Here is a 17,375-nt window from a genome sequence, read left to right on the forward strand (position 1 = left end):
TCACTCATACTGAACCACTTCTCCCGCGGCGCGCGTGCAGAGGGCAGCAAGGGTCGTCAACGGCAGGGTTTCCCGCAGAAAGGCGACATGTCCATCAGCGAAGAGAAAATGGGCGCCACCGCTATGGAAGCTGTACGGTTCGTTGTCGTTTTTGCCGTTGATGCCTAGGAAACACGGGAGACCGCACCCCTCTTGCTGTCCATCGGCCGAACTGCCATCGAGGCTGAAGGGACCTTCACTATCGACCCAGCCAATTCCCTGATCGTTAGCGAGATGGGGATAGGCCCGGCCCCGGCGATGCACCAAGGGGCGTCCCGCTGCTTCTCCTACCATCACGGTGTTGGACGTACCATCGGTGATATCCATCAGGCGCACGCGCGAATTGCGGAACAAAACGGCGAAACGATTGGCCGAGTTGTACACTGCGCTGCCCAGATGCGGATTGATGGAAGATGGCTGCACTCCCATGATGGCTTCGTAATCCGTGGGTCCCAGCGGGCGGGGGAAGGACAGAGCCGGGCGGGGCGGCTTGGCGATGGCACTGGTCACTTCGGTGCGATCGGCGGTGGCGGGACAGAGATACGTCCTGAGAGTGATACTGGCTACGTCCAGATTGCTGCCTTCCCACCAGTTGAGACGGAAATCGTAAAGTTGACGGGCGTTTTCCTGCTCGATGTAAGCCAATGTCAAAACCCGCCAGCCGACGTATTTTCCCTCTGGATTGCCCGGCCCTGGCATCGTCCACCCGGAGGCCGGAAATACACCGTTGGCATCATGGAAATGATGCAAGGCGATCCCGATCTGCTTGAGATTGTTCAGGCAGGCCACGCGGGCTGCTGCCGCGCGCACTTTCTGCACCGCCGGGAGCAATAGCCCTACCAGAATGGCGATGATTGCGATGACGACTAACAACTCGATCAGGGTGAATCCATAACGACAGAACCGACGAATCATAGCAGCGTCTCCAGCAGCTCGTGGGAGAGACTCGGTACAATTGAGAGACAAAAGAGAGTTACGAGTCATGATAAATCCGCTTGCAGCCCCATGCTAGTGAAAATCAGCTGTAATCTGAGAATCATCGATTAGCCCAATCCGAAGCGCTTGTGAGAATGTCGGGCCCTGTTCAATATGCCGTCATAAGACTGGGCCTGGCTGGGGTTGAAGTAAGGAGGTGGTTCCGGCGGCAGGTTCAGCACCTAGACCGCTTCCACACGGGTTGTGCCATCGATGAGGCGGAAGCGATAGCCGTTGGGGAAGGCGTCCGCGAACTCTTCCTGATGGCTGACGAGCAAGATGCATTTGAGATACTGGCCGAGCTTGCGTAATTCCTGGACCATGACCTGCCGGCCTTCACGATCCAGGCAACCGAAGCCTTCATCGATGATGACGCACTCTATCGGCTGGTGGCGGTGGCTGACATACTGGCCGATGCCCAGAGCCAAGGCGACGGCTACGCGGAACTTCTGGCTGCCACTGAGATAGGCGATAGGAATTGCTTCGCCCCCGCTGCGCCGATTGATGCACTCCAAGTCCAAGGCCCGGTCCGGACCGCTCCCATCCTCCGTTTGCGTTCGTTGCAGGTAGAGCGTGCCGTCGCTGAGGCGGTCGAGTATACAATTGGCGTAACTAACAATCTGTTCCTCAGCCTTACGCAGCAGGTACAATTGCAACCCCTCGCGACCCAGGAGCTGGCCTAGTTTCTTCCACCGACTCTGCTCCAATTCTACTTCCCGGAGGCGTTCTTCCAGGTCGGCCCGTTCCTTCTGGTGCCGACGGAGCGTCTCGAACTCGACGCTTGCGGCCATCCAACGTTGATGCAAGAGGTTGTCCTGCTTTTTGACCTGCTCAATCTGTTTGTCCCATTCGGCAGGATCGCGGCGGACTTCTGGTGGAAATGCCCGTTCCCGCTCTTGCAGTATCTGGAGCTGCTGTTGTAGTTCCTGCTGCTGTTGCTGGGCTTGTTGCAACTGCTGGTACAACGTCTCGACCGAGCGCTGTTCCAGTTCCGCTTGTTCTTGTTTCCATGCATGCCATTGACGCAATCCCGCGTTGTTGACCGCCTGCTGCCAGGCAGGGGGGAGGCGGCGTTCCTCCCGCTCGATTTGCTGCTGGAAGTGTTTCTGTTTCTCTTCTTCCGCTTTGCATTCGCTCTGCAGGCGGGTTCGAGTATTTTCCCGTTCGCGGATTGCGTTCTCCCGGCGTTGCATCTCGTTTTCCAGCGCCCGGATCGTCTTTTGCCGCGTTTCGATCTCTTGCTGAAGGACGGCGTCCTGGGTTTGGAGTTGTTGCTGTTGTTGCCGGATGGAAGCGGGATCGACGTGGGGAGGAAGTTTCCGCTGGAGATCGTCCCGCTGCTGGAGGGTCTGCTTCCATTGGGCCTGAAGCACAAGGAGGCGGTCGCGCTGTTTGCGTAGGTCGTCGGCTCGGCTTTTGAGAACAGGAAGGCGTTTGATTTCGTCGCTCAACTGTGTCAGGTCCTCACGGGAAGGATAGGTGATGGCAGTCCAATCCACCGGAGGCTGGGAGCCGAAATTGGCCTGGCATTCCGGACTCAGCCGCCGCCAAGCATCGGTGCACTCGGCCTGGAGGGTTTGAATCTGTTCCGCCAGTTGCTGAGCACGCTGTTTGGCTTGTGAAAACTGCTCGCGGAGGTGCTCCAAGTGCTGGCGGGCTTGCTCGTAGGCTTGTTTTACCTCCTCATTTTGCTGCCGGATTTTCCGGGCTTCGATCTGGGCGGTGTGAAGGTCCGCTTGGGAAGCGGCGAGGGCATTCTGGCGGCGGTGTTCCTCGGCTGCGTAATGTTCCGCCGTTAGCGGTTGGCCGCAGAGACTGCACGTGGGCGCTCCCCGCAGGCTGTGAAACTCCTCCAACTGCCGGCGAGCCTGTTGCTCCAACGTTTGGGCTTGAATCAAGCGCTGCTGGACTGCCTCGTAAGCTCGCTGGGTCTGGTCCCGTTGCTGTTCCAGGGACTGGAGGTGTTGCCGGGCCTGTTGCCCTTGGGCGAACAGCTTTTGCTCCTGAGTCTGCGCCTCGCGCAGTTGAGCGACGGCCTGATGCAACCGGCTCTGCTGCCGGTGCAGGTGCTCCAGATGGGAGTAGTCCTCCTTTCGACGGCTGAGCCGATCGACTTCAGCGTCCAGTTTGCGGGATTGCTCTTCTAGGTCCGCCGGGTAGGGGTGTATTGCTTCTTCCAACCTTTGGATTGTTTCTTCCACCTGCTTCCATTGGTCCAGAAGGGCCACCAGAGGGGCCAGTTCCAGAAGGCGGCGCTGGATGGCCTCGCGCTGGGTCCGGTCCTGTTCGAGTTGCTGCTTGTGGGCAGTGTACTCCTCCTGGCGGCGGCGCTGCTCTTCCTGGAGGCGGGCGAGTTCGGTCTGAAGGGTGGCGAGTTCCTGGCGGATACGGCTGAGGCGGTTCAGGGATTCCTGGATGTTCTGCCGCGTGGTGATGATGGTCTCAACCCCAGGGAGGTGCTGGCGCAGTTCGCACCAGCGATGGTAGTCCCGCTCGATGGTGGGGGCTTGACGGCAGAGGGCTTGCGTCTGAGCCAGGCGCTGCTGGCATTCCTGAAGTTGCTGGCGGACTTCCACCCAGCGGATGCTTTCGCCGCGCCAGCGGTGCAACTCTTCCGAGCGTTCCCTACAGGCTTGGAGTTCATGTTCCGCTTGCTGGAGGGCTTGTTCGGCCTGCTGTAACTGCTCGTCTGTGACCGTGGGGATGCTATCGTACTGCTGGCGGACTGCCTCCCATTGAGTACGGGCATTTCTGTATTTCTCTTCAGCACACTGGTAGAGGCGATCGTAGCGCTCCAGATCGACGACGTGTTTGAGGACCTCAAATCGTTCCTTGGGTTTGTATTGCAGCAATTTCTCGGCTTGACCCTGAAGCAGAAGCACAGAGGAGGTGAAAGTTTCATAGTCGAAACCGAGCAGATGTTTGATCCAGTTTTTGAACCCTTCCTCCTTGTCGGTATTCGGGATGGGGACCCAGGTGTCGGAGTGCCGTTCGTAAGCCTGCCGTGTGCCACTCGCCCGTGTTTTGCCTCCTTTGCTACGGAGTTTTTTGAGGGTGCGGTAGACGCGGTAGTGCCTGTTGCGGATGCGGAATTGGAAGTCCACCTCCAGCGCCTGGGCCTGTTTATGGATCAGTTCCTCGGCATTTTGCTGTCCGCCGCGGTGGGCGTTGAACAAGGCATAGGTGATTGCATCGAAGATCGTGGATTTGCCGCTGCCGTTAGGACCCGCCAGGACCCATAACGACGCTCCTTCAAAAGTGATAGTCTGTTCTTCCTTGTAGGAAAGGAAGCCTTTGAGTCGGATGCGGACCGGGATCATACCTACCTCTCCAACCGCCGAATGGCTCTATTTCCTTGTACACTCGGCAGGTTCCGCTGCCTATGCCAGTTGTGGTGTTACCAGGGAGCGGCTGTAGAGAGAGGACATTCGATTGGGTGGTTATAGATGGAGGGCAGTCGATGAGAGGCTGGCCGTCGGAGGGCGTCTCAGGCGGCGATCGTGGGTGGGGATGGGGCCGGCGAGACAGAAAGGGGGCAGGATCGAGGGAGGACCTGGCAGAGGATTCGGGCTAGTCAGGCGACGGGGAAGTTATTTTTGTACCACTGCAAGGTGGTTTGCATGGCTTGATGGAAGGGGGTAGGGGGTTCGTAGCCGAGGCGCTGGCGGGCCTTGGCGATGGAGAAGTCGAGATTGAGGCCGGCGAATTTGAGCTGGGCTTGAGTGAGGCGTGGGGGGTGAGGGCGATTTTCCCGCCGAAACTTGCTTTCACGCCAATGGGCCAACAGGCGAGCCAGCCAGATGGGGATCGGGGGGAAGGCACGCGGGCGGGGCAATCCCAAACCATCGGCTACGGTCTCGAAAAAGGTTCGCTTGCTGACATGTTCGCCATCAGTGATGTTGAAAATTTCCCCCACCACCTTCTCGTTCGGCGCCTCGATGGCTAGCAGAATGGCATGGAGCAGATTGCCGACATAGGTGGTGTTGAGAGCATATCGGCCTCCGGCGATGTATAAGACGCTGCGTTCCTTCAGGCGTGCCGCCAGCCGGGGAAGCAAGGTCCGATCCCGTGGGCCGTAGATAAATCCGGGACGGAGAATGACGACCGGTAACTGCTGCTTGCGGTGGTATTGCAAGATGAGGCGTTCCGCTTCGACCTTGGACTGGGTGTAACCGTCGATGTGGCGTTCGGGCAAAGGTTCGCTTTCATCGGTGCCGTAGTGATGCCGTGCCTCGTAAACCCCCAAGGTGCTCAGATGGATGAAGCGGTGCAAAGGTCGACCTAAAGCTGCATCACACAGTGCTCGCAACCCCTCGACATTGACCCGGCGATACTCCTCATGCGGCCCCCAATCGCCGACCTTGGCGGCACAGTGCACAACTAAATCGACCCCCTCCAGGGCAGCAGGGAGAGAGGCTGGGTCCGTCAGGTCGCCCCGCACCACCGTGGCGCCCCATTGCTCTAGAAAGCGGGTCTCCGTGCCGGGACGTACCAAGGCGCGGACATTGTCGCCCCGCTGGCATAAGCCTTCCACCACGTGGGAACCGACAAATCCCGTTGCTCCGGTGACTAACGCCGTGTAACGCCGCCGTGCAGCGCCCCTTTCGTCTATGGCTGCCGTCATAACGTTTTTATCCTTCTGCTGCTGGCCATAAGTCGTATCTATCCGTCCAAGGCAGCCCGCATCCTTCGCGGATTTACCGGGAGCGGCCCTCTCCGGGCGGTTCCTAGACCATAGCCCTGGGAAGTAGAATTGCCGCCAGGCGATCCCTCATGCTTATGCTAGGAAAAGGAGGATTTCCGGGGTACGCCGTTGTGGCAGTCTGGAATGTTCCGGGCATCTCCGGACACAACGCCGAGGCCGACATAACCGGCGGGCAGAGACTCCTCCGACTGTCCCATGCCTGCTATCGCCCCGTCGGGGAGAGGGAAACCAGAGGGAAGCTGTTAAGAAGGCTGGGTGTGAAATGATCTTTGCTACAAAGAGGGAAGGCCGGACATGAAATGGCTTTTTGTTTATGGCAGTTTGCGCCGCGGTCAGGAAAACCATCACTGGCTGGCCGGACAACGATTCCAGGGTGAAGCAGTGACCCGGAAGTGCTACCGCTTGGTACAGCACGCAGGATACCCCGCCCTGGTGGTGGCGAAAAGCGAACAGGAAGCCCAGACGATTGCGGGAGAAGTCTGGGAAGTAACGGAGGAGTGCTTGGCTGCTCTGGATGCCTTCGAAGAAGTGCCCCGCCTCTACGTGCGGCAAAGCGTTTGTCTGGCCGATTCCTGGCCGCAAGAGGTGGAGGCCTATTTCCTCTCCCCCCAGCAGGCAGATTGGGCCGCGGGGAACAAAATGCCCCAAGGCAAATCCGCAAAATCGGTGTAACCGCCCAAAAAAATCCCGCCGTGGTAAAATATCGATCGCGCTGGCACGAATACCCCACTAGAACCTCAGACCGGGGTAAACCACGTAAGTGGAATGGTCCAATCTCATGGACCTCCTGTGCGGAGTGTTGGGCTTCTACCTTGTGCACGGGAACAAAGGAGGTGGGAACCGTTCCGAACCTTGATGATCGTCCCCATCTTCATGGGAGGGTTTAACCATGTTGAAGAAGCTGTTGATTGTGGGTGTTGTCAGTTTTCTGGCCGTGGCGGCATTGCAGGGTACGCGTTTGGGGTCGTTTTTGATGTCGGAGGCGCAGTCGCTGCGGGAGCGGGCCGAAGCTGCCATTCCGCCGGAGCGGGAAATCGCTCGCCTGCGTCATGAGGTCCGCAAGCTGGACAAGGACATCCTGGAGGTGGTGAATCAACTCGCCAAGGAGAACGTGCAGACCAGCCAACTGGAAAGCCGGGTCAAGGAGCTGCGAGCTAGCCAGGGACGGGCCAAGGAGCTATTGGAAGCCCGGGCGGAGGCGATCAAGAAAGCCCAAGAGTTCGTTATCTTCGATAACCGCAAGCTGACCGTGGCCGAAGCCAAGGCCATGCTGGAGGAAGGCGTGCGGCGCTACGCCTTGCAGCAGAAGACTCTCGAATCGATGGAACAGGCCTTGGCCACTCGCCTGCGCATCCGGGATACTCTGGCCAAACAACTGGAGGTCATGAAAGGGCAGAAAGCCGAATTGACTGCGACCATCGACGCTCTGGAGGCGGAGCTGCAAGTGCTGAAACTCCAGCAAATGGAGAGCAAGTATCAGACGGACGACACGCGCCTGGCCCGCATCAAGGAAGGCATCCGTGAACTGCAAGCGCAGATTCAGGTGGAGCGGGAAAAACTCCGCTTGCTTCCCGCTGCACTCGAGAGTTCGCCGGTACCGGCTGCCGACAAGTCCGTGGACGACATCATGGCACCCCTGCGGGGACAGCAGCAGACCACGGATTGAGCGGTAAGATAGCAGCCAATTGCTCCGAACCTGCCGCTTGCGAGCCGCCCTGCTTCTCGCCGTCAAGTCATAAATCCCATTCTGGCCTTCAGCGCCGGGTCGCGGTTGCCCTCCGCCGTGGCCCGGTTGCTGTTTGGCTGCCACTGCGCTAGGATAGATGTGGTTTCCATTTCGACGCCCGCGGCACCCCCGTATCGATATTTACGGCCCCCTCGCAAGTTTCCCTCGGCTCCTTCCTTATCTTCTTCCGGCAGGAAGTCAAAAGATCGTTGCAGGGAGCGGTGGGCTGGGGTAAAGTAGGGGCAACAGTTTGGGAATGGTAGTGCGTCGTTTCCACATGCAGAGGTTCAAGTGAGGAGGAGAAGGTATGGAACTGCTGCAACGCCGGGAGTTTTTGCAACGGTCGGCCTTGCTGGCAAGTGCTGCGGCTGTGTTAGGCGCGGAGCCGGTCCACCAGCAGGCAGCCGCCGCGAGTCGCGCAGCAAGCCGGGCGGATCGCTTGCGTGTGGCGGTGGTCGGGGTGCGCGGACGGGGCATGAGCCACGTCAACGGTTTCCTGAAGAATCCCGAAACCACGGTGACAGTCATCTGCGATTGCGATGAAGGGGTCATCAGCAATGCGATGCGGACGGTGGAGAAGGCCCAGGGGAAACCGCCCCGCTTCGAGAAGGACATCCGCCGCGTCGTGGAAGATAAGGAAGTGGACATTGTGGCCATTGCCACGCCGAACCACTGGCATGCTCTGATGGCGGTGTGGGCGATGGAACACGGCAAGGATGTGTATGTGGAAAAGCCGGCTTCCCACAATGTCCGCGAGGGAGCCATCATGACCGCCGTGGCGCGCCGCACCGGCCGTATCTGTCAAGTCGGCACGCAAAGCCGGAGCAATCCCGGCATGCGCCAAGCCATCGAATATGTGCAAAGCGGCAAGATCGGCAAGGTCGAACTGGCAATTGGCCTGTGCTATAAACTGCGGCCGAGCATCGGTGATGTCGGGCGACGGGAAGGAGAGCAGAAACCGCCCGCGACGATGGATTACGACCTCTGGTGCGGTCCTGCCCCTTACAAGCTTCCCCGACGCCGGACCAAAAATGGCACCGTCCACTACGACTGGCACTGGATTTGGGATTACGGCAACGGCGACTTGGGGAACCAGGGCGTCCATGAGATGGACAAGGCTCGTTGGGGTCTGAACAAAAACACGCTGCCGCGCAGCGTCTTCAGTCTCGGCGGGCGCTTCGGCTATATCGACGATGGCGAAACGGCCAACACGCAACTCTGCGTCTTCGATTATGAACCGCAATTGCTCATCTTTGAAGTCCGCGGCCTACCCACGGCGGACTACAAGGGGGCGAAAGTCGGTAACATCTGGGTCGGTACGGACGGTTATGTGGTTTGCCCCAACTATTCGGGCGGCGTGGCCTATGACAAGGCTGGCAAGGTGGTCACCAAGTTCAGCGGCGGCAACGATCAATACCACTTCGACAACTTCGTCCAGGCCGTGCGCAGCCGCAAAGCTCAGGATTTGCACGCCGACATCGCCGAAGGGCATCTCTCCGCGGCCTTGTGCCACCTGGCCAATATCAGCTACCGCCTGGGTCAAGAGGCTCCCATCGGCAGCCCTCGCTCAGTCAGCGAACACAAAATCGTTCAGGAATTCGCCGCCGCTATGCTGCAACATCTCAAGGACAACAAGGTGGATGTCGAGAAGACTGTCGGCCGCTTTGGCCCCCTCCTGACCATCGACCCGAAAACCGAGCGTATCGTGGGCAACGACGCCGCCAATGCCATGCTCTTCCGCGAATACCGCAAGGGATTCGAGTTGAAGGACGTGGGATGAACCAGGAGATGAACGTGCTGGCGTAATCCGTGGCAGCTTGCGGGGGGAGGGCTTTCACCCCTCGCATCCTCATGGACATCACGATGTCCGCGATTCCTCTTTCCTGGAGGCTAGGCTCCGGAACCGGCCAGATATGCCAGGGCCTCCAGGGCTTCCCGCCGTGATGTATTCTCGTACCTGAATCCGAAACATTGGCCTGAAAGTTGGGGCGTTAGCCTAAAGTTGTGTCGCCGTTTCCTCATGGAGGCTGAGATGGCTACTGCTTTGTGGACTTGGGTGGCAGGCGGGCTTTTACTGGTACCGGTCGCTGAGCCGGCCAAGCCGGCGCCGAGCAAAGCGGATGAACCTCTGGCGAGCCGATACGACCCCCTCCGAGCGGCGGCCTATCTGGATGGCGTGGCCGTGCACTGGACGCGCGAGCGACAATGCATCAGTTGCCACACGAACATGCTCTATCTGGCAGTCCGACCTCGGCTGGGCGGGGAGGATAAGTCCTGGCGTGAAGTGCGGGCGTTCCTGGAAAAGCAGGTGCAAAGCTGGTCCCAAGGGGGCAAGCCGCGTGGGGATACGTATGTGGTTGTCACTGCCTTCGCCTTGTCACTTCATGATGCTTTCACTAGCGGCAAACTCCAGACGAGCACGCGGGCGGCCTTGGATCGCATGTGGCAGCATCAGCGGGAAAGCGGCGAGTGGAACTGGCTCAAATGCGATTGGCCCCCGTTGGAACATGACGATTACTACGGCGCCGTCCTGGCCGCGGTGGCAGTGGGATACGCTCCAGATCGCTACGCCGAAACACCCCAAGCTCAAGCCGGCCTCAAGCGCCTGCGCCAATACCTGGAGCGCACACCACCCCCGGACCTGCACCATGCCGCCATGCTCCTGTGGGCCTCCACTCGTCTGCCGGGACTGCTCCGGGAGGAACAGCGCCGCCAGATCATCGCCGACCTGAAAAGCCGGCAGCAGCGCGACGGCGGTTGGGCCTTGCCAGCCTTGGGCCATTACAAGCGGCGGGATGGCTCACCCAACGATCCCCAAGCCCCTAGCGATGGCTACGCCACCGGCATGGTGACGTTCATTTTGCTGCAAGCAGGCTTGCCCCCCCAGGACCCCGTCCTGGTCAAAGCCCGGCAATGGCTTCTCCAACACCAGCGCGACAGCGGGCGGTGGTTCACACGTTCCCTCAATAACGACAAAGCTCACTACATCACCAACATCGGCACTGCCTTCTGTGTTCTCGCTTTGCAGCAATTCCCCGAAACACGCTGATTCCTCCCACGCTATCATTCCACTGGAAGTGCCGTCCTAGCCTGACGCGCCAAGCTCCGCAGCTTTCTAGCTGCCCTCTCCACCGGCGGGAATGTTCGACCTGCCTTTCCAACTTTTCCTGACTACTCACTTTGACAAGTCCGGTCGGCACTTTACATCATGTCATGACGTGGTTAAAATCATGGTAATTCTCTGGGTAATCGGAGACGTGGCTTCCATTGGCAAAGATAGGTGTACCCCGGCTCGTGAAATAACACGGGAGGATCTCAGGAAGACAGCGTATAGTCATCGGAAGGGTATTGACGTTCTGATTTGTAATTGCGCATCGAGCGACGGAAACGAAGAGCTAAGAAGGGAAAGGGGACGCTGGGAACCACTTCTGCTTCCGGGAAAGGAGGTGAGGTATGCTCTGCGATGTGGTTTTCCACGTGGAAGGAAGGTTCCTGCCGACAGATCATGCCTATCCGCTCTATGCGGCCCTGTCGCGGCGCTTGCCGAAGTTTCACGATCCGCAGGGGAACTGGCGGTTTGCTCCCATCACAGGGCAGCCGGTGGGCGGGGGGTTGCTCCAATTGCATCGCCAGTCGGTGTTGCGGGTGCGACTGCCCGAACAGGATGTTCCGCGCGTCGTTTCCCTGGCTGGTAAACGCCTCGATATTCACGGATACACTGTTCTGTTGGGCACTCCTCATGTCGGGTGTATCGGTGCTGCCTCGGAGTTGCGAGCCTGGCTGGTCACCTTCCGCAACAATGTGGACCCTGCCGCCTTTCTCGACACCGCTGTGGAACAACTCCAGACTCGCGGCATCCGGGGGGAGCCATCCATTCCCGTGCTGACTTCCGGCCCCCATCGTGGGCAACCGCAACGGCGCATCATCCGCATCAAGGGGCGCTCTATCGTCGGTTATTCCTTGGTTGTGCGGGGACTCAGTGATGCAGATTCACTGCGTTTGCAAGAAGAAGGATTAGGCGGTCGGATCCGTCTGGGATGCGGTTTCTTCGTTCCCATGAGGATGTAAAGTTGATGCTTCTAGATGCAGGTTCGCTCTGGGCGAAAAGCGGACAGGACCGCCTGGTGGAATCCATGCGCCTGCCGCAGCATTTGCGGGATGTTTACGAGGCGGCCGGCTGCTTGCTCGATAGCAGCGGTGCAGACCAATTGCGCATCCTGGGACTGAACGAAACCGAATGGAGGGATCGCTTCCGCCGCTGCCTCTTGCTCGCTGCCGCTGTTCATGATCTGGGTAAAGCCAACGATCACTTCCAGCAAATGATCCGCGGCCAGCGGGATGTCCAAACCCATCCCCAGGGGTTGCGCCACGAGTGGGTCACCGTGCTGCTCTTACAGCAACTGCGCCATTGGCTCATGCCCGCGCTGGAGGATGAAGGGAAAGATTGGGCGATTGTCGAATGGGCTGTCGGAGGCCATCATCCGGCCGAGGATCGCGAGACACCTCCGACTGGCCCTCCCGAAGGGGGTGGATGCGGTCCCCACATCACCTTTTTGACGGATCATCCGGACTTCACAACGATCCTGGAATGGCTGGCTGAGACGTTTCATCTAGCTCCTCCGCCCCACCTGTGCGCGAGGCGGTATGAGTTAATCGGTGATGACAGTGTCTTTGTCCATCTGGCTTGCTGGCATCGTCAGGCTCAAAAACTGTGGAGAAACTTTTCTCCGACAGAGAAGCGCTTACTGGCTGCTGTCAAAGCGGCTTTGGTTGCTGCTGACGTAGCTGGTTCCGCCCTACCATTCCGCTCAACAGCAGCGGGGAGCAAGTGGTCTTGGATTCTCCACGCTCTGGAGAACAAGCCGTCCGCGGAGGCGTTGGGGTGGATTGTCCAGTATCGCTTGCGCGGTCAGAAACCTCGCCCTTTTCAGGAGCAAGTGGCTCAATCGCCGGCCTTGGTCACACTAGTTCAGGCAGGTTGCGGCACCGGTAAGACGTTGGCCGCTTATCTCTGGGCGCAGAGGCGCTGGCCCGGCTATCGCCTCTACTTCTGCTATCCCACTACGGGGACAGCCACCGAAGGCTTCCGCGATTATCTCTTCCCGCCGGACCTGGTTGAGTTGGAATGGTCCACGGATGATCTTGTGTCTGCCGGTTCTCGAATTACCGCTGCCGACATCCGTCAGCTCGGGGCGGGCCTGTTCCACAGCCGCCGTGACGTCGATTGGGACATCATTTTGACCACGGGGCGGGATGCCGCGCAGGAGGAAGTGGAGGCCTGGCAACGGCGAGACGCTCTGGAAGCCTGGTCCACCCCGATTGTCGCGTGCACCGTGGATACCGTCCTAGGACTGATGCAAAATCATCGCCGCGCCTTGTTTGCCTGGCCCGCCCTAGCCCAGTCCGCCTTCATCTTCGACGAAATCCACGCCTATGACGACAAACTTTTTCAGTCTCTCCTGCGATTCATCTCCGAGATGGTCGGCGCCCCCATGTTGTTGATGACCGCCAGTCTGCCGCGGATTCGGGAACAAGCCTTGCGTGACGTCCTTCAACGCCGCGGCTTGGAACTGTTGGTCATTCAAGGGCCGCCCGAACTGGAAAACCGGCCTCGTTATCACCGCCTGAGCGGCGGCAGCTCCCTGCACCACGTGCTGAGCTGCATCCAGCAGGCTTTGCAACGCCAGGAGAAAGTGCTTTGGGTGGTCAACACCGTCGGCCGGGCGATGCAGATGGCTCAGCAGGCGGAAAGTTACGGCCTTCAGCCCATTCTTTACCACAGCCGCTTCAAGTACCAAGATCGCGTGGAACGACACCGAGATGTCATCGATGCTTTTCGGCGATCGGGTCCGGCCCTCTGCCTCTGCACCCAGGTGGCGGAAATGAGTCTGGACTTGTCAGCCGACTTGCTAGTGAGCGACTTGGCCCCCATTGCTGCTCTGATCCAGCGCCTGGGCCGCCTCAATCGCCGCGCCGCAGAGGGAGACCCTACCCGCCCCTTCCTCATCCTTGAACCGGATGATGTTCAACCTTACACCCCGGCCGAACTGGAGGAAGCCCGGCGCTGGTTGGACCGCCTGCCCCAAAGCTCCATCAGCCAGCGCGACCTTGTGACCGCCTGGCAGCAGAACAGTGACACTCGCTTGTCGTATGGCGATAGCACCTGGCTTGATGGCGGCCCGAAAACCGAGGTCAAAGAACTGCGCCAGGGGACTCCGGGTATCAACGTCCTGTTACGCCAGGATTACTCTCAGGTGCAGGACCAGCCCCGCCAACTAGCCCGCTATGTTCTGCCCTTGCCGCCGCCCCGCTCCAAGGAGTGGAAAACCTGGCCTCGCTTCCGCGGTGTCCCTATCGCCCCCGACGAGGCTGTCGACTACGACCCTCGCCGCGGTGCCCAATGGAGAGAACAGTTTCGACTCGCCGCGAGGAGTGAATAACCCTGGCTTGCAGCCGCTGAAACGAGGAATGTCCGGAATGGCCGATCAGGAGATGCACGCATGCCCCGCTCCCGAAAATCCCCAACGGCGACCACGACCAAACAGGCAGCACCAGACGATTTGATCCTGCATCTGTTCGCACCCGGCATGTCCCTGATGCACCGCGCCGGTCTGGGTGGATTGGCTTGTACCCTTGATGTCTTGCGACAGCGTTACGACAAAGGACTGCTCACCGACGCGGAGGTCCGCCCGTTGATTCTCGATGGCCAACCTCAGTGGGACATCGAAGAGCAGCAGATCACTCTGCGTTTCGGTACGCCAGAAAATGCTGGAGCTTATCTGCAAAAACTTTTCCAATTCGCCTTCCAGATCACCCCAGAGGGGTTGATCTACCTGCCGGGCCAGCATGGTGACACTCAGCCGTCTCTAGCTGTGCTGGCGGACCTTCAAGCCGGGCTGCTACTGACCTTCCTCCAGCACGGCGGCACGCGCGACCTGGCCAAGGACGAAAGCACCGTCCAGTACGATCCCGGCGATGTGGACAACGTCCATGCCCTGCCGGTGACCTACAAGAAATGCTCCGGCTACAAACATCAGTCTCTGTGGAAAGAACTGGTGGATACCAAAGGCCGTTTGAAACAGACGCCTGTGGACCTGGATGGCCCCGTCTATCCGGGGGCGGTAGTGCGGCATCAGGCTTGGGGGGATTTGACCAAGCTCAAGGACCCCCCGGAACGGGCCTTGCCCCTGTACTTTGCGATGGTGGGGTGCTTGTCCCTGCTGGTGAATCGCGGTTTGGGAGTGCTGCTGATTCCGGAGGTGGAGAACCTGAGAGATTTTCTCGATGTCCGCCCCTTGATCACACCCCGGAATGCCCGGCAAACCCTCGTGGCGGGAGCAGCGGATGCCGCCCTGCAAGCGCAGGTCCGCGTCTGGTCCAGCCAAATCATCCGCCGAAGCGGAGGAAGCATTCCTGCGATCGATGCCATGACGCTGGCACCAACCCCCTGGTCCACGCAGCAGAAGTCCCGTGTGAACACGCTTCACGTCCCCCGCCTGGCGGATCGAGATTTGCAGCGCTACGAACGAGCACTGGCCTGTCTGCCGCTGCGGGTGATGGTACCTGCCGATTCCACTCCCGACGGCAAATCGACGCGCAAACGCAAAACGGCCAAGGCGGAGCAACCAGGAGCGGTCCCACCGCCCTCCCCCGTCTATCGCCAGGAGAGCGTTGTCCGCCCGCACGTTGCCGAAAATCTGGCTTTGGGACGCCCCTGGTATGCCGGTTTCATCAAGTTCTACACGCGGAAGAATCCCGCCACGGATAAGCCCTACCTTGAGCAGCTTCGTTACGAGAAAGGAGGTTTGCATGCCATGATCGCTGAACCGAAGATGTGGGACGAGGAAGGGGAGCGCCGCCTTGTCGAAGCGGTGCACGAAGCTATCCGCCGTACCTTCGGGCGCATCCACCGCGAGACCGATGGCGAAGGGAAGTCCCCCTCGCAAGCGACCAAAAATCGCTGGGACAAATTCCGTGAGGAACTGCGCCTGCGCCTCGCGGGAGCCAAGACAGCCAACGACGCCCGCCATGCTCTCTGCGACCTGTTCAGCCGGGCCGGTTATGTTCAGGTGTTATCCGAACATTGGCGGGACATTCTGCCCAAGCTCGCCGATGACCGCTGGCAATTGACCCGTGACCTCGCCCTGCTAGCTCTAGCCAGTTACACCGGGCGCGAAGACGAGAAAGCTGATGCGCCGGAGATTGTCGAGGGACAGGCCAACGCGACCTAAGAAAAACGGGGCTGGCCGCTATGCTGCAAAAACTTGTTCCAGTCCCACGAGGGAGAATGCCGGATCTGCTGATTTGTCTGTTCGTTGCCTGACTCTGGAAGGAGGTTGTGCCATGACTCTGCATGTGTTTGCTAGCATCGTGACGCCCTATGGGACCGCCGCCAACAATCGGGCCGAGACTGAGGGCAACATCACCACTTTGCAGAAAATCATCTGGATGGGGGAGACGCACACGACGGTCAGTGCAGAAGCCATCCGTTTCGCTTTGCGCCGCCGCCTGGCTGAGTACGGCCCTACCAATCGCTCCTGGGATGAGAGAGCTAACAGCAACGTATGGCAAGACCCGGATTTTCAGCGCTGGAACTCGGATGGTCAGGAAGTGTGCATTGACGATGACCTGCTCGGCTTCATGAGTGCCGAAGCGGCCAAGGAGGGGGAATCGTCGGGCAAGGCCACTGTGCGCCGGGCTGTGCTGGAAGTCACTCGTGCGGTTTCGCTCACCCCTTGGCCGGGGGATGTCACCTTCAACGCCGCTTCGCCCGGTGCCACTCCTTCCGCCCAGAAAAAAGGGACCAACCCCGTCCCCTACGGCACCGAACTCCATGCCACGCGCTACCAGTACAGCATCGCCATGACACCGGAACGCCTGCGCGACAAACGCCGAGCGGCCCAAGCGCTGGAATGCCTTTGCAAACTCGGTCCTGTGGCCGGCAACCACAGCCGCTTCCTCTTCGACTTTTCTCCCGAGGCGATCGCCATTCGCATCACCGACGATCCCGCTCCGCGCATGCTCTACTGCTTCGATACCGCCGATGAAGGCCGAACGGTGATCGCCCCGCGCCTCTATCAGCGCCTCCACAATGGCGACATTGTCCCCGAAGAGTTGATCGTCGCTGCTGTTCTGCCTCACGGAGAAGGGAATGGCCGCTGGCCGGAGAATGTCACCGTTTGCAAAGGCGTCCAGGAAGCCTGTGCGACAGCTGTTAAGCGGATCAACGCCAAGCTCGGACTGGGAGGCTGAAGCCATGCTCGGCATCTTTGTGACTGTGCCCGTGACCTGCTTCCGCCGGCTTCTGTCCCGCGAGTATTTAGAAACCGAGCCGCTGCCGCCGCCGTCCACATGCTATGGCTTCCTCTTGTCACTTGTGGGGGAAACCGAGCGCCAGCGCCACGTCGGCTGCCGCCTCACGGCGGTCAACCTGAATCGCACGGCCCGGAGCGTCGCTCTGCGCACCGTCTGGCGCTGGAAAGAGAAACAAACACTGCCTGGTTGTGGCAGGAATATACGTCCAGACTACCAGCAGCTCCTGACCGGCGCCTCCGCTGAGCATCCTTTCGTCGAACTGCTGCTCTGGCTGGATTCTGCGGAAGAACAAAATGCCCCGCCCCATTTGGAAGAACGGGTTCAGCAGGCCCTGATCGATCCGCGGCAGGTGTCCCGTTTCGGCGGACTGTCTCTCGGCGAAAGCACCCATTTGGTCGATGAAGTCTGCCTTTGGGAGCGCGTCAAGGATCGTTATCGCAGCCAGAGAGGGCGAGCCTTCCTGCTGGCCGAGAGGGGGCGATACACTTGGCCGGTCTGGGCGGATCATGTGGCCTCGGCCCGTACCCGCTACGCTGTGGGGAACTGGGAGGACATTTCCCTCGATCAACCCCCCGAAGTCCACCGCTTACCTCGCATTCTTCCCCCTTGAGGCGG

At 59.7% G+C, this 17,375-nt stretch carries 12 protein-coding genes; 9 read left to right on the forward strand and 3 right to left on the reverse strand.

Annotated elements, in window-relative coordinates; translation table 11 throughout:
* The 3 genes from H0921_RS14745 to H0921_RS14755 all read right to left on the reverse strand — a co-directional run bounded on the left by H0921_RS14745 (position 1) and on the right by H0921_RS14755 (position 5,638).
* The gene (locus H0921_RS14745; protein ID WP_194539354.1) at positions 1-954 is read right to left on the reverse strand and encodes a DUF1559 domain-containing protein; all 954 of its coding nucleotides are present in this window, start codon (positions 952-954) and stop codon (positions 1-3) included.
* 242 nt (positions 955-1,196) lie between these two features.
* Positions 1,197-4,334, reverse strand: a complete 3,138-nt coding sequence (locus H0921_RS14750) for an AAA family ATPase (protein WP_194539281.1) — start codon at positions 4,332-4,334, stop codon at positions 1,197-1,199.
* Between the two features lie 254 nt (positions 4,335-4,588).
* On the reverse strand, positions 4,589-5,638 hold the full coding sequence (locus H0921_RS14755; protein ID WP_194539282.1) for an NAD-dependent epimerase/dehydratase family protein: 1,050 nt from the start codon (positions 5,636-5,638) through the stop codon (positions 4,589-4,591).
* 375 nt (positions 5,639-6,013) lie between these two features.
* Here H0921_RS14755 and H0921_RS14760 point away from each other — a divergent pair, with 375 nt between their 5' ends.
* The 9 genes from H0921_RS14760 to cas5 all read left to right on the forward strand — a co-directional run bounded on the left by H0921_RS14760 (position 6,014) and on the right by cas5 (position 17,370).
* Positions 6,014-6,391 carry a gamma-glutamylcyclotransferase family protein gene (locus H0921_RS14760; protein WP_194539283.1) on the forward strand — a complete coding sequence of 126 codons (378 nt, stop codon included), beginning with the start codon at positions 6,014-6,016 and terminating at the stop codon, positions 6,389-6,391.
* Positions 6,392-6,608: 217 nt separating this feature from the next.
* On the forward strand, positions 6,609-7,385 hold the full coding sequence (locus H0921_RS14765) for a hypothetical protein (RefSeq protein WP_194539284.1): 777 nt from the start codon (positions 6,609-6,611) through the stop codon (positions 7,383-7,385).
* A gap of 367 nt (positions 7,386-7,752) precedes the next feature.
* The gene (locus H0921_RS14770; RefSeq protein ID WP_194539285.1) at positions 7,753-9,225 is read left to right on the forward strand and encodes a Gfo/Idh/MocA family protein; all 1,473 of its coding nucleotides are present in this window, start codon (positions 7,753-7,755) and stop codon (positions 9,223-9,225) included.
* A 252-nt stretch (positions 9,226-9,477) separates the two neighbouring features.
* Positions 9,478-10,494, forward strand: a complete 1,017-nt coding sequence (locus tag H0921_RS14775) for a prenyltransferase/squalene oxidase repeat-containing protein (protein WP_194539286.1) — start codon at positions 9,478-9,480, stop codon at positions 10,492-10,494.
* Positions 10,495-10,898: 404 nt separating this feature from the next.
* Positions 10,899-11,513: a type I-MYXAN CRISPR-associated protein Cas6/Cmx6 gene (gene cas6 / locus H0921_RS14780; RefSeq protein WP_194539287.1), complete on the forward strand. Its 615-nt coding sequence runs from the start codon at positions 10,899-10,901 to the stop codon at positions 11,511-11,513.
* Positions 11,514-11,518: 5 nt separating this feature from the next.
* The gene (gene cas3 / locus H0921_RS14785) at positions 11,519-13,885 is read left to right on the forward strand and encodes a CRISPR-associated helicase Cas3' (protein WP_194539288.1); all 2,367 of its coding nucleotides are present in this window, start codon (positions 11,519-11,521) and stop codon (positions 13,883-13,885) included.
* A gap of 60 nt (positions 13,886-13,945) precedes the next feature.
* Positions 13,946-15,676, forward strand: coding sequence for a type I-MYXAN CRISPR-associated Cas8a1/Cmx1 (gene cas8a1, locus H0921_RS14790; protein ID WP_194539289.1), 1,731 nt, complete (start codon positions 13,946-13,948; stop codon positions 15,674-15,676).
* Between the two features lie 112 nt (positions 15,677-15,788).
* Positions 15,789-16,697 carry a type I-B CRISPR-associated protein Cas7/Cst2/DevR gene (cas7i, locus tag H0921_RS14795; protein WP_194539290.1) on the forward strand — a complete coding sequence of 303 codons (909 nt, stop codon included), beginning with the start codon at positions 15,789-15,791 and terminating at the stop codon, positions 16,695-16,697.
* Positions 16,698-16,701: 4 nt separating this feature from the next.
* Complete coding sequence (cas5, locus tag H0921_RS14800) at positions 16,702-17,370, forward strand: type I-MYXAN CRISPR-associated protein Cas5/Cmx5/DevS (RefSeq protein WP_194539291.1); 669 nt, start codon at positions 16,702-16,704, stop codon at positions 17,368-17,370.
* The last annotated feature ends 5 nt before the right edge of the window (positions 17,371-17,375 follow it).

Origin of the sequence: Thermogemmata fonticola (genome assembly GCF_013694095.1) — a bacterium.
Classification (GTDB): domain Bacteria; phylum Planctomycetota; class Planctomycetia; order Gemmatales; family Gemmataceae; genus Thermogemmata; species Thermogemmata fonticola.